Raw genomic sequence first — 16,769 nt, 5'->3', positions numbered from 1 at the left:
GTCTGCTCGCGGTGATCCGCGGTACTGGTCCGACACCCCGAGCATCCGGGCCGCCTCGCGACGCGACAACGCGTGATCTGTCCGGCCGGAACGCGTTGTTCGGACGTTGTGTCAACCACCGGACCCCCCTGGCACCGCCTGCCCCTCCCGTGGACAGCTCTTGCGCAGGTCAGTGCCGCTTGTCAGAGTGACCAGGCATGCAGGGAGCCACTGTGAACCCACATCCGCCGAGCGTCGCCGACGTGCTGGCCCTGCCCGTCCTGGCCGCCGGGCAGCCCCAGGTCGTCACCGGGCCGGCCGGGCTGGACCGGCCGGTGCGCTGGGTGCACATCACCGAGCTGACGGACCCGGCCTCCTTCCTCAAGGGCGGCGAGCTGGTCCTGACCACGGGCATGCCCCTGCCCGACGACGCGGCGGGGGTCCGCCGGTACGTCGACGAACTCACGGAGGTGGGAGCGGCCGCCCTGGTCATCGAGCTGGTACGGCGTTACCACCGGCCGCCCGACGCCCTCGTCCAGGCCTGCCGGGCGCGGGGGCTGCCCCTGGTCACCCTCGCGCGGGACGTCAACTTCCTGGAGGTCACACAGGTCGTCCACGCGCTCATCCTCGGCAGCCAGGCCGACGCGATGCGCCGGACGCAGCGGATCCACGAGGCGTTCACCGCCCTCACGCTGCGCGGCGCGGGACCGGAGGAGGTGGTGCGGGCGGCGGCGGAGATGAGCGGCCGCACGGTCGTCCTGGAGAACCTGGTGCACCAGGCCCTGATCTGCGAGCCGTCGGGGAGCACGGTGGAGGAGGCGCTCGGCGACTGGGAACAGCGCTCCCGGGCCACCGAGCCCGGCGATCACACCGAGGCGGGCGGCCCGGAGGGCTGGCTCACCGCGCCCGTCTCCTACCAGGGCGAACGCTGGGGCCGGCTGGCCATGCTCCGGGCCACCGTCGACGGCCCGCCCTTCGGACCGGAGCACATCACCGTCCTGGAGCGGACGGCGATGGCCCTGACCGTCGCCCGGCTCATCCACTCGACGCCCTGGGAGCACACGGCCCACCGCACCGCCCTGCGGGAGCTGGCGGAGCAGCGCCACCACTCCCCCGAGGACGCCCGCGCCCGCTGTGCCGCGCTGGGCCTGCCCACGGAGGGGGTCCGGTACCTGGCGATCCTCATCGACCCCGGGCCGGGTGCCGAGGGAGGCGAGCTGGAGGCCCGGCTGCACAGCGAGCTACGGTCGGCGGGGGTCCCGGCCCTCGTCGGCGAGCTCGCCCCCGGCCGTCTCGGCATCCTGCCGGCCCTGCGCGCCGACCAGCCCTGGCGCCCCATGGCGGAACGGCTGTGCCGCACCGCGCTGGCTCTGGTCCCGGGGACGATCGTCGGCGTCGGCTCGGAGGTGGCGGACCTCGCCGAAGCGGCACGCTCCTTCCGGGAGGCCGCCCGTGTCATAGAGGCCACCCCGCCCGGCCAGCCCCTCCCCCCGGACCGTTCCTTCCATGAGCTGCCGGACATCGACCTGCGCCGCCTGCTGTACGCCCTGCGCGAGGACACGCGCGTCCAGGACTACACGGAACGCCGCCTCGGCCGGCTCATCGACCACGACACCCGGCACGGCACCGACCTGCTCACCACGCTGGGGCACTACCTCGACGCGGCCGGCAACAAGACCACCGCGGCCCGTCGCGGCGGGCTGTCCAGGGAGACCGTGTACCAGCGCCTGCGCACCATCGAACGCCTCCTCGACTCCGACCTGGAATCCGGGGAGCGGCGCACCGAACTCCACGTGGCGCTCACGGCGTTGCGTGTTCTGCGCGCCGGGTGAAGGATGCCTCGGTGCCGAGGCGTCGGCACCATCTCTCTAGGGGGTTCGATGAAGGTCGAGCACGGTGGAAGGGCCGGCAGTTGAGTACCCGTCGGTGGATCGTCGTCGTCTGGGCGGGGGCGTGCCTGGCCGGGCTCGCCGCCACCTCCATGCTCAACTCCGTTTCGTACACAGCCGATTCTCCACGCCGGGAGGCCACCCCGACGGGCAGGTACGACTGCCAGGAGATTTACGACTCCATCGAGCAGGCCCGGGCCGAGGCGAGGCGCGAGCAGCAGGACATGATCGACGCCTCGCCGGACGCCTCGTACCAGTCGGTCGTCGTCGGGGGCGTGAGTGTGCCGGAGGAGTGTCTGGGCGAAGTGAAGTCCCCCTGAGGGACACCTACTTGCGAAAGGCCGACCGGCGACTCAGGTGTCGAAGTCCACCGTCAGCGCGTCGGAGACCGGGAACGACTGGCAGGTGAGGACGTAGCCCGCGTCGACCTCGGCCGGTTCGAGGGCGAAGTTGCGCCGCATGTCGGCCTTGCCGTCGGTGACCAGGGCGCGGCAGGTGCCGCAGACGCCGCCCTTGCAGGCGAACGGCAGGTCCGGCCGGGTCTGCTGGGCGCCTTCGAGGATGCTCCGCTCCCGGGGCAGCGCGGAGGTGGTGGAGCGGCCGTCCAGGGTGACGGTGACCTGGCTGACCGGGCCGGCCGGGCCGGTCTCGGCGTGATGGACCTCGCGCACGGGCTCGTCGTCGGCGTAGAACAGCTCCTGGTGGACGCGGTCGGCGGGCACGTCGAGGCCGGCCAGGACCTGCTGGGCGGCGCGGACCATGCCGTGTGGGCCGCACAGCCACCAGTGGTCGGCGGAGTCCACGTCCACCAGCGCGTCGACGAGGGCCGACAGCCGGTCGGCGTCGAGGCGCCCGGAGAGCACCTCGGCCTCGCGGGGCTCGCGGGAGAGGACGTGGGCGAGCTGGAACCGCGTCGGGTAGAGGTCCTTCAGGTCGGCCAGTTCGTCGGCGAACATCACGGTGCCGGTGCGGCGGTTGCCGTAGAGGAGGGTGACCGTCGAGCGGGAGTCGGCTGCCAGGACGGACTCGGCGATGGAGACCATGGGCGTGATGCCGGAACCGGCCGCGATCAGGACGTGGTGGCCGGGGGCGGTGAGGTCGGGTGTGAAGGCACCGGTGGGGGCCATCACCTCGACGATGTCGCCGGGGCGTACGTCGCTCACCAGCCAGGAGGAGAACAGGCCGCCCGGTACGACACGTACGCCGATGCGCGGCGCGGTGCCGGCGGGTGAGCAGATCGAGTACGAGCGGCGCTCGTCCCGGCCCTCGATCTCGCGCCGCAGGGTGAGCGACTGGCCCGGCGCGAAGGCGAACTCCTCGGCCAGCTCGGCCGGGACGTCGAAGCTGACGGCCGCCGCGTCCTCGCACAGCGGCTGCACGGCGGCGACCCGCAGGCGGTGGAAGACCGGACGTCGGCGGGCCCGCGCGCGTGCCGCCGGGACGGGGGCCGGCTCCATCAGGTCGTCCATCAGATCTCCTTGACGTACTCGAACGGCTCGCGGCAGGCGAGGCAGCGCCACAGGGACTTGCAGGACGTGGCGGCGAAGCGGGAGGTCTCCTCGGTGTCGTGGAAACCGCAGCGCGGGCAGGGCACCGAGCGGCGGGTCGGCGACAGCACGAGCGGGACCGGGCCGGTGGTGCGCGCGGGCGCGGCCCCGGGCGGGGCGATGCCGTGCTCGGCGAGCTTGCGCCGTCCGTCCGGGGTGATCCAGTCGCTGGTCCACGGCGGGTCGAGGACGGTGCGGATCTCCACGCGCGCGTAGCCCGCGTCCCGGAGCCGGGCGGCCACTCCGGCGCGCATCTCCGCCATCGCCGGACAACCCGAGTAGGTCGGGGTCAGGCTCGCGACCACCGTCCCGTCCGGGGTCAGCGACACCTCGCGCAGCACTCCGAGGTCGGCCAGGGTGAGCATGGGCAGCTCGGGGTCGGGCACCTGCTCGGCGATGCGCCGGGCCCGGCGTGCGTCCAGAAGCGTCGTCACCATGTCGCCTCCGGGTGGGCGCGGGCGATGCCCTGCAACTCGGCCAGCAGCGGGGCGAGATGCTCGGTGTGCTCCCCGGTGCGGCCCGAGCCGGGCAGCGGCCGGTAGACGGGCATGGGCAGTCCGGCCGCCTCGGTGACCTGGCGCAGGACGGCGACGACCTCGTCCCGTACGTCGTACGCCGTGAACAGCTCGCCCAGGTAGGGGGCCACCTGTTCCAGCGCCCTGCGCGTCCGGCGGTGCGACTCCTCGGTGCCGTCGCCGAGGCGCACCACCCACTCGGCCGCGTACTGCCGGTGGTAGGCCAGCTCCTTCACGCCCTTGGCGGCGATCGCCGCGAGCACCGGGTCCGGGTGGGCGGTGAGCCGCTCGAAGTACGCGAGGCGCCAACTGGAGAACACCAGCAGCCGCATGGTCGAGAACGCGAAGTCGCCGTTGGGCAGTTCGGCCAGGCGTACGTTGCGGAAGTCGCCGGCGTCCCGGAAGTAGGCGTAGGCGTCCTCGCCGCGGCCGGTGCCGTCGACCTGGCCGGCGCGGGCGTAGAGCAGACGGGCCTGGCCGAGCAGATCGAGTCCGATGTTGGCCAGGGCCACCTCCTCCTCCAGCTCGGGGGCCCGGGTGGTCCACTCGGCGAGCCGCTGGGCCGAGACCAGGGCGTCGTCGGCCAGGGTGACGCAGAGGGCGGCCAGTTCACCGGCGTCGAGGCCGTCGGGCACGGCCGTGTCCACGCCGTGCAGGGGGTCCTCGAAGCCGGTGCCGTAGGCCCAGCGGGTGTCGTCCTCGTGTCCCTCGGCGAGGGTCATGTAGACGTGGTCGTCGCTCATGCCCTCTCCTTCAGATGTGCGGGACGTCGTCGGGGATGTCGTAGAAGGTCGGGTGTCGGTAGACCTTGTCGGCGCTGGGCGCGAAGAAGGGGTCCTTCTCGTCGCGGGTGGAGGCGGCGATGTGCTCCGAGCGCACCACCCAGATGCTCACGCCCTCGTTGCGCCGGGTGTACAGATCGCGGGCGTGGGTGAGGGCCATGCGGTCGTCGGCGGCGTGCAGCGAGCCCACGTGGACGTGGTTCAGGCCGCGCTTGCCGCGCACGAACACCTCGTACAGCGGCCAGTCCTGCTTCTCGGCGCTCATGCCACCGCTCCCTTCTCCGCACGGGCGGCCTGCTTGGCCGCGTGGGCGGTGGCCGCCTCGCGGACCCAGGCGCCCTCGTCGTGGGCGCTTCTGCGCCGCTCCATCCGCTGGGCGTTGCACGGGCCGTCGCCCTTGATGACCCGCATCAGCTCGTCCCAGTCGGGGGTGCCGAAGTCGTGGCGTCCCCGCTCGTCGTTCCAGCGCAGCTCCGGGTCCGGGAGCGTCACGCCGAGCTTCTCGGCCTGCGGGACGGTCATGTCGACGAAACGCTGTCGCAGTTCGTCGTTGCTGTGCCGCTTGATCTTCCAGGCCATCGACTGCGCGGAGTTGGGCGAGGCGTCGTCGGGCGGGCCGAACATCATCAGGGACGGCCACCACCAGCGGTCCACGGCGTCCTGCACCATCTCCCGCTGCGCCGTGGTGCCGCGCATCATCGTCATCAGCAGTTCGTAGCCCTGGCGCTGGTGGAACGACTCCTCCTTGCAGATCCGCACCATCGCGCGCGCGTACGGCCCGTACGAGGACCTGCACAGCGGCACCTGGTTGCAGATCGCGGCACCGTCCACGAACCAGCCGATCACGCCCACGTCCGCGAAGGACAGCGTCGGGTAGTTGAAGATCGACGAGTACTTCTGGCGGCCCTCGATCAGCCGGTCCGTGAGATCCGCGCGGTCCGCTCCCAGCGTCTCCGCCGCCGAGTACAGATACAGCCCGTGCCCGGCCTCGTCCTGGACCTTCGCGAACAGAATGGCCTTGCGACGCAGCGACGGCGCGCGTGTGATCCACTCGCCCTCCGGCTGCATGCCGATGATCTCCGAGTGCGCGTGCTGTGCGATCTGCCGGATCAGTGTCTTCCGGTAGGCCTCCGGCATCCAGTCGCGCGGCTCGATCCGCTGGTCCCGCGCGATCGTCGCGTCGAAGTGCTGCTGGAGAGGCTCGGCGCCGTCCGCCTCCGCGGGGCTGGAGCGTGTCGTATCCATCCGTCCCACTTCCCAACCGACCATTCGTTCGGTCCATCATAGGACAGGCCCGGGCGCCTTGGTAAGCCCCCGGCTCTTGACATGCGCGGAGCCGATGGGATTACTTGACAACGCCGAAGCTAACCGAATGTTCGGTCGGTAGACAAGGTGGTGCGAGAGGTGACCCATACCGCTGACGCGACGCCGGCCGCGGAGGCGATGTTCGCCGCGGACCAGGCCTCACGCGGGCTCGGTGTCGAGCTGCTCGAGCAGGGCGAGGGAACCGCCGTGCTCCGGATGACCGTGACCCCGGGGATGGTGAACGGGCATGGCATCGCCCACGGGGGCTATGTCTTCCTGCTCGCCGACAGCGCCTTCGCCTGCGCCTGCAACAGCCACGGCCCGGTGACCGTCGCGGCCGGGGCCGACGTCACGTTCGTCGCCCCGGCGTACGAGGGCGACGTGCTCGTGGCGCGGGCCGGGGAACGCACCCGGTTCGGCCGCAGCGGCCTCTACGACGTGAGCGTCCTGCGGGGCGACGAGGTGATCGCGGAGTTCCGGGGCCGCAGCCGCACCATCGGGAGCACGAGCGCGCGGACGACGTCGAAGGAGTCACGATGACCGGCGAGCCCCTCCCCCACGATCTGCTGGACGACGCCGAGCGCCTCACCCGCGAGGAGCTGCGCGAGCTCCAGCTCGGCCGGCTGCGCCGGAGCCTGCGGCACGCCTACGACAACGTGGAGGCGTACCGGAAGAAGTTCGACGCCGCCGGGGTCACACCCGGGGACTGCCGGTCGCTGGAGGACCTGTCCCGGTTCCCCTTCACGACCAAGGCCGATCTGCGCGACACCTACCCGTTCGGCATGTTCGCCGTCCCCATGGACCAGGTCCGCCGTGTCCACGCCTCCAGCGGCACCACGGGCCGCCCCACGGTCGTCGGCTACACGGAGAACGACGTCTCGATGTGGGCGGATCTCGTAGCCCGCTCGATCCGCGCCGCCGGCGGACGCCCCGGCCACAAGGTACACATCTCCTACGGCTACGGCCTGTTCACCGGAGGCCTCGGCGCGCACTACGGCGCGGAGCGCGCCGGCTGTCTGGTGATCCCTGCCTCCGGTGGCATGACCGCCCGCCAGGTGCAGATCATCCAGGACTTCGAGCCCGAGATCATCATGGTCACGCCGTCCTACATGCTGACCCTCCTCGACGAGTTCGAGCGACAGGGCGTCGACCCGCGCTCCACCTCCCTGCGGGTGGGCATCTTCGGCGCCGAGCCCTGGACGGAGGAGATGCGCCGCGAGATCGAGAACCGCATGGACATCCACGCGGTCGACATATACGGCCTGTCCGAGGTGATCGGCCCGGGGGTCGCGCAGGAGTGCGTGGAGACCAAGGACGGGCTGCACGTGTGGGAGGACCATTTCCTTCCCGAGGTCGTCGACCCGATCACGGGTGAGGTGCTGCCCGAGGGCGAGGAGGGCGAGCTGGTCCTCACGTCCCTGACCAAGGAGGCGTTGCCGGTCGTCCGCTACCGCACCCGCGACCTGACCCGGCTGCTGCCCGGCACGGCCCGGCCCGCCTTCCGCCGCATCCAGAAGATCACCGGCCGCTGCGACGACATGATCATCCTGCGCGGGGTGAACGTCTTCCCCAGCCAGATCGAGGAAGTCGTCCTGCGCACACCCGGCGTCGCCCCGCACTTCCAGATCCAGCTGACCCGGCGCGGGCGCATGGACCACATGACCGTCCACGTCGAAAGCCGCCCGGGCACACCCGCCGACTTGCGCGAGACCGCGGCCCGCGCGATCGCGGGCGGCGTCAAGGACGGCATCGGCGTCACGGTCGACGTGGAGATCGTGGAACCGGAGACGCTGGAGCGGTCGGTCGGCAAGCTGCGGCGGGTGAAGGACCTGCGGTGACGTCCTAGCGCTTGGCCGCCGGGCAGCCGGTTTCAGTGGACTGGTCGGGCAGATAGCGGGACTGTTCCAGCGGGGTGAGCGTGGTGTCTATGGCCGCGCAGATGTCGCGGATCGCGCGGGCCGGGTCGGGCAGATCGACGTTCCACAGCTCGACGGAGGGGCCCACGCTGATGGCCAGGGTGTGGCCGTCCGGGCTGAACGCCACCGCCGCCGCCCGCGAGCGGGTCAGCAGGGTTCTTCTGATCTGGCTGGTGGTGAGGTCCCACAGGCGGACTCCTCGTTCGTTGCTCGCGGCCAGGGTGCGTCCATCTGAGCTGAAGGCCATCGACCGCACCTCACCGCTCACGCTGAAGCTGTCCCGGAGCTGACCGGTGCGCACGTTCCACGTCTTCACGGCTCCCTTGGCACTGCTTGCGGTGGCCAGGGTGTGTCCGTCCGGGCCGAAGGCGAGAGACCCCAGGACACCGGCGCCCGGCTTGATGGTGCGCTGGGTACGGCCGCTGGCGGCATTGAGCAGCTTGACCTGTTCGTGGCCCGCCCTGATGTGCGCTACGGCGAGTGTGCGACCGTCCGGGGCGAACGCCAGCGACCTGACGGGTTCGCCGTGGCCTGAGTAGACGGTGCGTAGTGCGTCAGTCGAAACGTGCCAGATCCGAACGGATCCGTCATGGCTTACGAGGGCGAGCCGTGTCCCGTCGGAACTGTAGACCGCCGTGTCGATGTTGCGCAGGGCGCGGCTTTGAAGAAGGCGGCCCGTGGTGACCTCTCGGACTTCGATCACCTCGTTCTTGGTGGCCCGGGCGGCTAGGGCACGTCCGGCCCGGCTGAACCCCACAGCTCCGAAACGGTGAACCATGTCCGGCAGCTGCTCTCCCCGGGGAGCCGGTTCGGTGTCGAGCGTCAGTGTGCCGTCGCGATCTCCGCTCTTGGTATCCCACAGCTCTACCGCCCCACGGCCGGGCGGTGCTTGGCGAACCGTGGCCACCGTATGTCCGTCCGGACTGAATGCGAGGTCGGAGATGAACGCGGCGGCATGGCCTGGCAGCGTGCTTTGCGGGTGATCGGCAGACAGACGGTGGATACGAATGGCGGGGTCCCGGCTGCTACTGGTCACCAGGGTCCTGCCGTCCACACTGAGGGCCACGTTCGTCAGGCCCCGTCCACGATGACCTGCGGTCACGGTGCCCAGCGTCGCGCCGGACGCGATATCCCACAGTCGCACCGTGTCTTCACCGCCCCTGATGGCGACCGTGCGCCCGTCCGGAGCGAAGGCCACCTCGTTCACCCCGATGGGACCGTCATCGATGGTGCGCCGGACTCTGCCGGTGGCTACGTCCCGCAGCTGCACCGACCTGTCGCTGCGGACTACAGCGTAGGTCCGGCCGTCAGGGCTGATAGCCACGGCATATCCATCGATTGGGCTCTCGTGGGCGGTCCGGGTGCGACCGGTGGCCACGTCCCACACCCGCACCTGTCCGCCGTAGCTTGCCGCGGCAACAGTGTGTTCGTCGGGGCCGAACGCGACTGCCCGTGGGGCGTCGCTGGTGAAGCTGTGCCGCGTGCGGCCGGTGGCCACGTCCCACACCTGTACGGCCGACGCTGATGCGGCTGCCACGGTACGCCCGTCAGGGCTGAACGCCGTTGCCCCTACCGCACCGTCGGGGACGGTGAAGGTACGGATTCTCCTGCCGGTGGCCGGATCCCACAGTCCGATCACCGCGCCGGCGTCACCGGAGGTCGCGACTGCGAGGGTGCGTCCCTCGGCGCTGAGCGCCGCGACTTCACCGGAGCCAGGGACGTTGAACGTGTGCCGGAGCTGTCCCCCGGGCAGTTCCCAGATCCGCACCTTGCCGTCTTTGCTGTGGGTGGCGACGGTACGTCCGTCCGTGCTGACAGTAACGGAACGCACGGGTTCCTTCCCACTGACCAGACGCTCGCTCAGCGGCAACGCCGCAGCGTCATACAGCGCGGCGGCGGCCTCCCGCGTCGGACTGGTCCGGTACGCATGCACAGCGAGCAACGACGCCAGATCGGGTTCGCTGTCCAACAGCGCCCCGGACTGCGCGGCCAACTGCCGTGACTGGGCCACGCGCTGGGCACTCACCGCGCTCTGCCACTGCCCCACGGCGAGACCGGCGGCGACGAGCGCGAGGCACAGCGCGGTGGTGACCGCCGTGAGCACCAGCCGGTACCGGCGACGGCCCTTCCGCTCGTGGACACCGCTCGCGTCGAGGAACGCGCGCTCCAGGTCGGTCAGCTCCTCGTGCGGTGCGCCGCCGAAGTGTTCCCGCGCGGCGGCGAGCCGACTTCCCTGGTACAACGCACCCTGTTCACGGCCCAGTTCCTGCCAGGTGTGGGCCGCTTCGGTCAGGGCCCGGTGCACACGCAGGCGTTCACGGTCTTCCTCGATCCATCCGCGCAGCCGGGGCCAGGCCGTGATCAGGGCCTCGTGAGCCATTTCGACCGTGTCACCGTCCAGGGTGAGCAGCCGGGCCCCGGCGAGCGCGTCGACCACCCGGGCGGAGTCGTTGCCGCCGGTGCCGGACAGTTCCGCGCGGTCGACGGGACGGCGGGTGTCAGGGGTGCCGTCACCGGGGGCGACCAGACGCAGCAACACCCGGCGGGCGGCAGCCGCCTGGTCGTCGGTGAATTGGCCGTGGACCTCCTCGGCGGTCCTGGCGATCGCGCCGTGCAGGCATCCGGCCGCCTCGTACCCCGCCAGGGTCAGTGTCTTGCCACGGCGGCGGCGCCAGGTCTCCAGCAACGCGTGGGACAGCAGCGGCAGTCCACCCGGCGCGTCGGCGACCTCCTCGACCAGCCGGGCGGTGAGGGCGCGTTCCACGGTCAGTCCGGCGGCCTTGGCCGGCTTGACGACGGCGGCCCGCAGTTCGGTCGGGCTCATCGCTCCTGCCAGGAGGTTGGCATCGCGCAGTGCGTCGGCCAGCTCGCGGTGCTCGGCGCAGCGGCCGTAGAAGTCGCCGCGTACCGCCAGCAGCACCCGCAGGCGGCTCTCCGGCTGCCGGGCTCTCAGCAACAGGTCGATGAAGCGGGCGCGTTCGGCCGCGTCGTGGCAGAGCGTGAAGACCTCCTCGAACTGGTCGACGATCACGAGCGTGTCCGCTCTGGCGTCGCCGTCGCGAGGAATCGCCGGCGTGAGGAGAGCTGCGTGGCTGCGCGCGGGGCGCTCGCCCGGTGTCAGGATCCGGATCGCGGCCGGACGCAGGTCCGGGTCCTGAGCGTGCCGGAGCACGGGTATGAGTCCGGCCCGTAACAGGGAGGACTTGCCGCTGCCGGAGGGGCCGAAGACGGCGACGAACCGCCGTCGGCGCAACAACTCGACCAGGTCGGTGGTGAGCTGTTCCCGGCCGAAGAACAGACCGCTGTCGCCTGTCTCGAACCGCGCCAGTCCCCGGTACGGCGGGAGGGACACGTCATCGTCCCGGGATCCGTCACCGGCGGACTCCTCCACCGCTTCCTTCCACCGGGCCTCCCATTCGGCCGAGTCCCCGCCGCACGCCTCCGCGTAGGCGAGGGTCACCGGCAGCGTCGGCAGCCGCTCGCCTCCTGCAGCTTGCGCGAGCGTGGTCACCGAGTAGCCCGCCCGCCGGGCCAGCGCCCGGTAGGTGATGCCGTCCGCCTCCGCCCGAAGCTTGCGTAACTCGAACGCGAACCGCTGCACCGGACCCGCCGCCGGATCCACCGGCACCTCATGCCGCCCCGCCACGCCCGCACCCCCTCCGGCCCGCCCATTGTCAGGCTGCCAGAACCGTACTGCCGAACAATGATCAAGCCGCTGAACTCGGCCGCATGGAATCCCCACCCCTCGTCCCCGCCTCCCCGACGCATCTCTCGCGCTTGGGCTGGCTGGACGCGTTGCGCGGCATCGCCGCTCTCGTCGTGGTGTTCGACCACTCGTCGTACACCTTCATGCCGCAGTTACGGCGGGAGCTGATGCCGGAGTTCAACACCAGCCGCTACGGCATCATGGTGTTCTTCCTGGTGAGCGGCTACATCATCCCCGCTTCACTGGAGCGCCGGGGCTGCGTCCGGACCTTCTGGATCGGAAGGGTCCTCCGTGTGTATCCGTTGTGGGCGGCCGTCGTCACCGTGCTTCTCACTCTCAACCTCGTGGGCATCGCGGAGTCGCGTGACTTCGGTGGGCAGAGCGCCGTCACCGTGGCCGTCGCCCACGCCACGATGCTCCAGGAGTTACTGGGGACGCCCAATCTCCTGCTCGTCCTGTGGACGCTCTCGTATGAAATGTCCTTCTACCTGCTGGTCGTCGCTCTGTTCACGGTCCGGTTGCACCAGCGGTCGGCGGCGGTGTCCGTCGTCCTGGCCGGGCTCGCCGCCATCAGCGTGGCGGCAGGAGCCGTACTGCCGGTCTCCGCTCTGTCCGGCCTGGTGGGCACCGGCCCGCTGATCGCGTTCGCCTCGATCGCCATGGTCGTCGCCATCGGCTGCGCGAGTTCCGGCTCACCCGCGCTGCGGGTGTTCGGGGGTGTACTGGGCGGGGTCCTGGCCCTCGTCCTGGTTCCGGTCAACGGCACGGTCCCGCTGTGGGAGGGCCTGGTGATCCTCGCTGTGATGTTTCTCGGCACCGCCGTCTACCGGGCCGAACACGGTCAGATCACCTGGCGCGACACGGCCGGAACTGCTCTCCTGGTCATCGCCTGTGCCGTGGCGAGTGCCTCCTGGTACGGCGACGGTGACCGCTTCACGCAACGCGGCTGGATCGTCGCGTTCCTGCTGGCCGTGCTCACCTTCGGCGCCGGGTTGTGGTGGCGCCGAAGGCCCGTTCCCCGGTTGCTGGCCGGATTGGGAACGATCAGCTATTCGGTCTATCTGGTGCACCCCGTGCTGCTGGCGGTGATCGACAGCACGATCGGCCGACGGCGGCAGGACAGTCTCGCGCTGGAAGTGGCGTTCTTCGGCGTGCTACTGCCGCTGTGCTTGCTGACCTACCGTTGTGTCGAATTGCCCGGCCAGGCCTGGGGCCGCGAGCTCGTCCGCCGCCTGCGGTCACGCGACGAGCGTCAGCGGCACCCCGCCTCGCACACCGGAACGTGAGCCGTGCTGCCCGGATCGACAGCCGCCGCGACGCCTGCTTCGGATGCCGCCGGCTTGCGGATCAGGAGCAGGGCCGCGTCGTCGTGGAGGCGGCCGCCGACGTGGGCCAGTAGTTCGTCGTGGAGCGCGCCGAGGGTGCGGGCCGGCTCGTGGGAGACGTGGCGCTCCAGCCCTTCGGCGAGCGGATAGAAGGTCCGGCCGTGGTCGCGGGCCTCGGTGACGCCGTCGGTGTACAGCAGCAGCTGGTCGCCGTCGGCGAACGGGAGCGACTGGAGGCCGGGCGCGTGGCCGGCCAGGGCGCGCAGTCCGAGGGGCGGGGACGGCAGGTCGGGCTCGACCGGTGTGACACTCCCCGAGGCACTCACCAGCAGCGGGGGCGTGTGCCCGCAGTTCACCACCTCCAGCTGTCCGGACTCCGGGTATCCGGCGACGATGGCGGTGACGAAGTCGTCGTGGCCGAGATTGCGCGCCAGACTGCGCTCGATCCTCTCGACCACGGCGAGCAGGTCGGCCTCGTCATGGGCGGCCTCGCGGAAGACACCCAGCACCAGCGCGGCCGTCCCCACGGCGGGCAGCCCCTTGCCGCGCACATCGCCGACGATCAGCCGCACGCCGTGCCGGGTGGGTATCAGGGCGTAGAGGTCCCCGCCGATGCGGGCCTCGGCCGCCGCGGCGCTGTAGCGGACGGCCACCTGGAAGGGGCCGACGTTCGCCGGTACGGGCCTGAGCAGCGCGTGCTGGGCGGTCTCCGCGACCGAGCGGACGGCCGCGAGCACCCGTTCGCGGCGCCCGCGCAGGACACTGGCCAGGCCGCTCGCGAGCGTGACGGCCATCAGGGCCGACAGCACCGCGGCCAGTTCACGGCTCGGAACGCCGTCCCGGATCCCGAGCAGCGCACCGAGCACCGCGGCGAGCAGACCCACGCAGACGACACCTCGCGGCCCGTTGGTCGTGGCCGCGAGAGCGGGGCCGGCGGCGAGCAGGGGAAGCCAGATCATCCCGGCGCCGTCGGCGAGGTCGGCGAGCAGGACGGCTGTGACGACCAGTACGGGCAGGACGGGCACACCGGCGGCCAGCTGCGCGACGGCGCGCCTGCGGGCCGAATCCCCGGCACCGGCCACTCGGCTTCTGGACGGCCCCGCGGGCCGGTGGTCGGCACCAAGGTCACGCGCATGGCTCATGTTTGTATCCGGGTCCCTCACCTGTGCGCGGGGCGCGGGTCTGGAAGCGCACCCCTGAAATGTCTGTTTCATCCAGAAAAAGGGGTGACCTGGGGCACCGGCAAGAAGCGGGATTTCAGATAGTGAGCGAGAGGCTCCGGGTCACTCGGCTCGCGGTCGGCAGCAGCCGCTCCCGGGCCTCCGACAGCCTGGAGAGCCGGTTCACCGGGAGTGAGACGCCGAGGGAACCGATGGTTTCCCCGCTGTAGACCGGGACGGCGACGCAGACCGTACCGAGGGAGTACTCCTCCAGGTCCGTGACGGCCGGGGCCATGGGAGCGGTTTCCAGCCGCCGGAGCAGCTCCGGCAGGCTGGTGATCGTCCGCGGGGTGAGGTCGGCGAGCTGGTGGCGGGAGAGGTAGTCCTTGCGGGCCTCGACGTCCAGTTCCCGCAGCACGGACTTGCCGAGCGCGGTCGCGTGTCCCGCGTCCTCGAAGCCCACCCAGAGATCGACGCGGGGCGTCCCGGGGCCGTCGACGATCTCGGCGACCCGGATCTCGCCGTCCTCGTAGAAGGTGAGGTAGGCGGCGGACGTGAGCTCGTCCCGCAGCGCGGCGAGTGTGGGCCGGACACGGCTGAGCAGCGCCTGCGCCCGTCCCGTGGTCTGCAGCGACTGCAGCTTGTCGCCGAGGACGAACCCGCCGTCGTCCAGTTTCCGCACGTACCCGTCGTGGACCAGTGTCCGCAGCAGGTGATAGGCGGTGGCCAGGGGCAGGCCCGTCTCCCGCGCCAGTTGCTTCGCCGGCGCGCCGTTCTCGTGCGCGCTGACCGCCTCCAGCAGGCGCATGGCCCGCTGTACGGACGTGATCAGCGTAGGGCCGGCTTGCTCAGCCATAGGACCAGCCTGCGCCAGGCGCACGGAGGGGGCAAGGGAAGCAGCCGGCCGTCCGGCCCGGATCACCCCGGCCGCGGAGCCGCCGTTGCGTTTGTGACGACTTCTTCACAGCCCGAAGGGTTGGCTTGAAACCGCCTGCTCGCTATCGTTCACGGACTTCACTCAATCGTTCAGTGTACGAATAGCGACAGGGAAGGTCCGTTCATGTCCGGCACGCATCACCCAGGGCGCCGCTCGGTGCTCGCCGCGGGCACCGCCTGTGCGGCCTCGCTCGGCGCGTCCTGGCTGCTGACCGGCTGCTCGGGCGCCACCGCCGCACCCGTCCTGCCGGCCGCCGCCCAGCGCGGCGCGCCCGACCGCGGCGGGACCCTGCGGATCGCCCGTCCGCCCGCCTCCGACGCCGAGACCCTCGACCCGGCGAGCTCCCTGTCCGCCTACGAATACCTGGGAGCCCTCTACAACCGGCTGGTCCGCGTCGGCGCGGACGGCGAGGTGGCCCCCGACCTGGCCGAGTCCTGGGAGCCGGACGGCGCGGCGCGCACCTGGACCTTCCGGCTCCGCAAGGGCGTCACCTTCCACGACGGCCGCGCTTTCACCTCCGCCGACGCCGCCTACACGCTGCGGCACATCCTGGACAAGGCGACGGCGTCCCCGCAGGCCGGTGTCCTCGCCCCGCTCGTCGACCCCGGGCGGCTGCGCACACCCGACGCCCACACCCTCGTCGTGCCGCTGAAGGCCCCGAACGCCGAGTTCCCGAGCCTGCTCACGCACTACAACTGCTACGTCGTCCCCGAGGGCAGCGGTAAATCCATCGCCCGCACCGGCATCGGCACCGGCCCCTTCAAGCTGGAGTCCTTCGCACCGGCAGGCCCCGGCCGCGTCACCGCGTACCTGGACCACTGGGCGGGCCGCCCGGTGCTCGACGCGATCGCCTTCTACTCGGTCGCGGACATGTCCGCCCGCTCCAACGCCCTGCTCGCCGGGCAGGTCGACCTGCTGTCCCAGACCAACCTGGACTTCGCGACGGCCCGGGTCGTGGCCGCCTCCGACCGGGCCACCATCGCCCGGGTGAAGAACGCCCAGTGGTACGTGCTGCCGATGCTCACCACCGACAAGCCCTTCACCGACGTCCGGGTCCGCCGGGCCATGAAGCTCGCCTACGACCCCGAGCACATCGTGAAGGCCGCGCTGCAGGGCGCGGGCAGGCCCGGCTGGGACAACCCGGTGCCCCCGGACGACCCGGCGCACATCTCCGCGCACCCCGAGCACGATCCGGAGCGGGCGCGGCACCTGCTGAGGAAGGCGGGCCACGAGGACCTGGCCGTCGACCTGTACACCTCCGCGTACGACCCCCTCTTCACGCCCATGGCGCTGGCCTACCAGGAGTCGGCGAAGCGGGCCGGCATCCGCATCCGCGTCAAGACGGCGTCGGCGGACTCGTACTACACGCAGATCTGGATGAAGCAGCCGCTGATGGCCACCTACTGGTACACCGGCCGGCCCGTCGACCAGCTCTTCAACCAGGTCTTCCGCAGTGGCTCCTCGTACAACGAGACCGCCTGGTCCGACAAGGGCTTCGACGCGCTGCTCGACCGGGCGCGGGCCGAGACCGACGACGCCAGGCGCCGTGACCTCTACGGCGAGGCGCAGTCCTGGGTGATCGACAAGGGCGGCGCGATGACCCCGATGTTCGCCGACCGGCTCGTGGGCGTCTCGCGCAAGGTGCGCGGTTACGCCGAGCACGGCTTCGAGTTCGACTACCTCGGCATCGGCCTGAAGGGGGCCTGAC

14 protein-coding genes are annotated in these 16,769 nt (G+C 71.3%); 6 read left to right on the top strand and 8 right to left on the bottom strand.

The window, feature by feature from the left end; translation table 11 throughout:
• Nucleotides 1-197 precede the first annotated feature (197 nt).
• Complete coding sequence (locus AC07DF_RS19800) at nt 198-1,811, top strand: PucR family transcriptional regulator (RefSeq protein WP_478972498.1); 1,614 nt, start codon at nt 198-200, stop codon at nt 1,809-1,811.
• Between the two features lie 80 nt (nt 1,812-1,891).
• A complete protein-coding gene (locus tag AC07DF_RS19795; protein WP_478972496.1) occupies nt 1,892-2,188 on the top strand; it encodes a hypothetical protein in 297 nt (98 codons plus the stop codon).
• Nucleotides 2,189-2,221: 33 nt separating this feature from the next.
• Here AC07DF_RS19795 and paaE read toward each other — a convergent pair whose 3' ends face one another.
• Genes paaE through paaA form a run of 5 tightly spaced genes read right to left on the bottom strand, consistent with a single transcriptional unit; the run spans nt 2,222 to nt 5,957 of the window.
• Nucleotides 2,222-3,337, bottom strand: coding sequence for a 1,2-phenylacetyl-CoA epoxidase subunit PaaE (gene paaE, locus AC07DF_RS19790; RefSeq protein WP_478972493.1), 1,116 nt, complete (start codon nt 3,335-3,337; stop codon nt 2,222-2,224).
• Nucleotides 3,337-3,852, bottom strand: a complete 516-nt coding sequence (gene paaD, locus AC07DF_RS19785; RefSeq protein WP_478972490.1) for a 1,2-phenylacetyl-CoA epoxidase subunit PaaD — start codon at nt 3,850-3,852, stop codon at nt 3,337-3,339. The genes paaE and paaD overlap by 1 nt, the downstream gene beginning before the upstream one ends.
• Nucleotides 3,846-4,673 (bottom strand): 1,2-phenylacetyl-CoA epoxidase subunit PaaC, encoded by an 828-nt coding sequence (paaC, locus tag AC07DF_RS19780; protein WP_478972487.1) that lies wholly within the window; start codon nt 4,671-4,673, stop codon nt 3,846-3,848. The genes paaD and paaC overlap by 7 nt, the downstream gene beginning before the upstream one ends.
• A 10-nt stretch (nt 4,674-4,683) precedes the next feature.
• A complete protein-coding gene (paaB, locus tag AC07DF_RS19775) occupies nt 4,684-4,977 on the bottom strand; it encodes a 1,2-phenylacetyl-CoA epoxidase subunit PaaB (RefSeq protein WP_147996091.1) in 294 nt (97 codons plus the stop codon).
• The gene (gene paaA / locus AC07DF_RS19770) at nt 4,974-5,957 is read right to left on the bottom strand and encodes a 1,2-phenylacetyl-CoA epoxidase subunit PaaA (RefSeq protein ID WP_478972483.1); all 984 of its coding nucleotides are present in this window, start codon (nt 5,955-5,957) and stop codon (nt 4,974-4,976) included. Before paaA ends, paaB begins: the two co-directional genes overlap by 4 nt.
• A 198-nt stretch (nt 5,958-6,155) precedes the next feature.
• Between paaA and paaI the strand changes: the two genes are divergently transcribed.
• Nucleotides 6,156-6,557 (top strand): hydroxyphenylacetyl-CoA thioesterase PaaI, encoded by a 402-nt coding sequence (paaI, locus tag AC07DF_RS19765; RefSeq protein ID WP_478972757.1) that lies wholly within the window; start codon nt 6,156-6,158, stop codon nt 6,555-6,557.
• Nucleotides 6,554-7,855: a phenylacetate--CoA ligase PaaK gene (gene paaK, locus AC07DF_RS19760; RefSeq protein WP_478972480.1), complete on the top strand. Its 1,302-nt coding sequence runs from the start codon at nt 6,554-6,556 to the stop codon at nt 7,853-7,855. Before paaI ends, paaK begins: the two co-directional genes overlap by 4 nt.
• A gap of 4 nt (nt 7,856-7,859) precedes the next feature.
• Here the strand turns inward: paaK and AC07DF_RS19755 are convergent, their stop codons facing one another.
• A complete protein-coding gene (locus AC07DF_RS19755; RefSeq protein ID WP_478972477.1) occupies nt 7,860-11,579 on the bottom strand; it encodes an nSTAND1 domain-containing NTPase in 3,720 nt (1,239 codons plus the stop codon).
• An 83-nt stretch (nt 11,580-11,662) separates the two neighbouring features.
• Here AC07DF_RS19755 and AC07DF_RS19750 point away from each other — a divergent pair, with 83 nt between their 5' ends.
• Entirely contained in the window at nt 11,663-12,925 is a 1,263-nt protein-coding gene (locus AC07DF_RS19750; protein WP_478972474.1) for an acyltransferase family protein, read from the top strand.
• On the opposite strand, the gene AC07DF_RS19745 is transcribed toward AC07DF_RS19750, so the two are convergent.
• Nucleotides 12,892-14,106, bottom strand: coding sequence for a PP2C family protein-serine/threonine phosphatase (locus AC07DF_RS19745; protein ID WP_478972471.1), 1,215 nt, complete (start codon nt 14,104-14,106; stop codon nt 12,892-12,894). The genes AC07DF_RS19750 and AC07DF_RS19745 overlap by 34 nt on opposite strands.
• 115 nt (nt 14,107-14,221) lie before the next feature.
• Complete coding sequence (locus AC07DF_RS19740; protein WP_478972468.1) at nt 14,222-14,980, bottom strand: IclR family transcriptional regulator; 759 nt, start codon at nt 14,978-14,980, stop codon at nt 14,222-14,224.
• A gap of 204 nt (nt 14,981-15,184) precedes the next feature.
• Here AC07DF_RS19740 and AC07DF_RS19735 point away from each other — a divergent pair, with 204 nt between their 5' ends.
• Nucleotides 15,185-16,768, top strand: a complete 1,584-nt coding sequence (locus tag AC07DF_RS19735) for an ABC transporter substrate-binding protein (protein WP_478972465.1) — start codon at nt 15,185-15,187, stop codon at nt 16,766-16,768.
• The last annotated feature ends 1 nt before the right edge of the window (nt 16,769 follow it).

Source organism: Streptomyces sp. NPDC044719, from assembly GCF_056433405.1.
The sequence above is the reverse complement of the archived record's forward strand: the minus strand, read 5'-3'. Positions and strand labels throughout refer to the sequence as shown.

Coding starts and splice junctions, on each gene's coding strand:
- AC07DF_RS19800 (WP_478972498.1), top strand. CDS start 198: ATGCAGGGAGCCACTGTGAACCCACATCCGCCGAGCGTCGCCGACGTG.
- paaE (WP_478972493.1), bottom strand. CDS start 3,337: ATGGACGACCTGATGGAGCCGGCCCCCGTCCCGGCGGCACGCGCGCGG.
- paaD (WP_478972490.1), bottom strand. CDS start 3,852: ATGGTGACGACGCTTCTGGACGCACGCCGGGCCCGGCGCATCGCCGAG.
- paaC (WP_478972487.1), bottom strand. CDS start 4,673: ATGAGCGACGACCACGTCTACATGACCCTCGCCGAGGGACACGAGGAC.
- paaB (WP_147996091.1), bottom strand. CDS start 4,977: ATGAGCGCCGAGAAGCAGGACTGGCCGCTGTACGAGGTGTTCGTGCGC.
- paaA (WP_478972483.1), bottom strand. CDS start 5,957: ATGGATACGACACGCTCCAGCCCCGCGGAGGCGGACGGCGCCGAGCCT.
- paaI (WP_478972757.1), top strand. CDS start 6,156: ATGTTCGCCGCGGACCAGGCCTCACGCGGGCTCGGTGTCGAGCTGCTC.
- paaK (WP_478972480.1), top strand. CDS start 6,554: ATGACCGGCGAGCCCCTCCCCCACGATCTGCTGGACGACGCCGAGCGC.
- AC07DF_RS19750 (WP_478972474.1), top strand. CDS start 11,663: ATGGAATCCCCACCCCTCGTCCCCGCCTCCCCGACGCATCTCTCGCGC.
- AC07DF_RS19745 (WP_478972471.1), bottom strand. CDS start 14,106: ATGAGCCATGCGCGTGACCTTGGTGCCGACCACCGGCCCGCGGGGCCG.
- AC07DF_RS19740 (WP_478972468.1), bottom strand. CDS start 14,980: ATGGCTGAGCAAGCCGGCCCTACGCTGATCACGTCCGTACAGCGGGCC.
- AC07DF_RS19735 (WP_478972465.1), top strand. CDS start 15,185: ATGTCCGGCACGCATCACCCAGGGCGCCGCTCGGTGCTCGCCGCGGGC.